The sequence below is a fragment of the Methylobacterium frigidaeris genome, from assembly GCF_022179185.1.
Taxonomy (GTDB): Bacteria; Pseudomonadota; Alphaproteobacteria; order Rhizobiales; family Beijerinckiaceae; genus Methylobacterium; species Methylobacterium frigidaeris.
In genome coordinates, this window is the sequence record NZ_BPQJ01000115.1 from 1 (window position 1) to 1,511 (window position 1,511).

Below are 1,511 nucleotides of genomic sequence, written 5' to 3' on the forward strand. Positions count from 1 at the left end.
TGTCCGCCGTCAGCGCCCGTGAGACAGAGTGAGGCCCTTCACGAACGGAGGATGACTGGTTCATCGTAGCCCCCAAGGAGCGAAGATGAAGCAGACATCCGGGCCGGCACGGAAGCCGGCAGAGGCGGTGATCAAGGACATCCGCCGCGCCACCCGCCGCCAGTTCTCGGCCGAGGAGAAGATCCGCATCGTGCTGGAGGGCCTGCGCGGCGAGGACAGCATCGCAGAGCTGTGCCGACGCGAAGGCATTGCCACCTCGATGTACTACGGCTGGTCCAAGGAGTTCCTGGAAGCGGGCAAGAAGCGGCTGGCCGGCGACACGGCCCGCGCCGCCACCTCGGACGAGGTCAAGGACCTGCGCCGTGAGGCTCGTGCCCTCAAGGAGGTCGTGGCCGATCTCACCCTGGAAAACCGCCTGCTCAAAAAAAGTATGAGCGGAGCTGGGGAAGACGAGGCATGAGGTACTCGGCTTCTGAGAAGCTGGAGATCATCCGGCTGGTCGAGCAGTCCTCTTTGCCGGTGCGCGCCACCCTGGAGAAACTCGGCATCCCGCGCGCCACATTCTACCGCTGGTACGACGCCTACCAGCAAGGGGGACCCGAGGCCCTGGCCGACCGACCCTCTCGGCCCAGCCGGGTCTGGAACCGCCTGCCCACGGCGATCCGCGAGCAGATCGTCGCCCTCGCGCTCGAGCAGCCGGAGCTCAGCCCACGCGAGCTGGCCGTGCGCTTCACCGACGAGCAGCGCTCCTTCGTCTCGGAAGCCACGGTCTACCGCCTGCTCAAGGCGCACGACCTGATCACCAGCCCAGCCTACATCGTTGTCAAGGCAGCCAACGAGTTCCGTGACAAGACCACGGCCCCCAACCAGCTCTGGCAGACCGACTTCACCTACCTGAAGGTGGTCGGCTGGGGCTGGTACTATCTGTCGACGGTGCTCGACGACTTCTCCCGCTTCATCGTGGCCTGGAAGCTGTGCGCCACGATGCAGGCCAGCGACGTCACTGCCACGCTCGACCTGGCGCTCAGCGCCGCCGGGCTCGATCAGGTGCAGGTGGTGCACCGGCCGCGGCTGCTGACCGACAACGGATCGAGCTACGTCGCGGGTGACCTGGCCGACTGGCTCGGCAGCCGCGGCATGACCCACATCCGCGGTGCTCCCCGCCATCCCCAAACTCAGGGCAAGATCGAGCGCTGGCACCAGACGCTGAAGAACCGCATCCTGCTCGAACACGCCTATCTGCCCGGCGAGTTGGAGGCGCGGGTCGGGGCGTTCGTGGAGCACTACAACCACGTCCGAGCTCATGAGAGCCTGAACAATCTCACGCCGGCCGACGTCTACTTCGGCCGGGGCGAGGCCATCCTGCGCGAGCGGGAGCGGATCAAGCGCCAGACTCTCACCGACCGCCGCTTGCGCCACCACGCGCAGGCTGCCTAACTTCTCAACCCAGGTGGACCAGTGCCTCCGTTCCTGAGGCCCGCAGCCTGTCTCAAATCATCTGACGACGGACA

1 protein-coding gene is annotated in these 1,511 nt (G+C 66.2%); it reads left to right on the top strand.

Going from position 1 to position 1,511, the window contains the following annotated elements:
• Positions 1-85: 85 nt before the first annotated feature.
• Positions 86-1,437, top strand: a protein-coding gene (locus tag MFF64_RS36450) for an IS481 family transposase (protein ID WP_099901208.1) whose coding sequence is annotated in 2 segments (ribosomal slippage) — positions 86-422 and positions 422-1,437 — 1,353 coding nt in all. Because the reading frame shifts where the segments join, the coding sequence is not laid out codon by codon here.
• Positions 1,438-1,511: the final 74 nt, after the last annotated feature.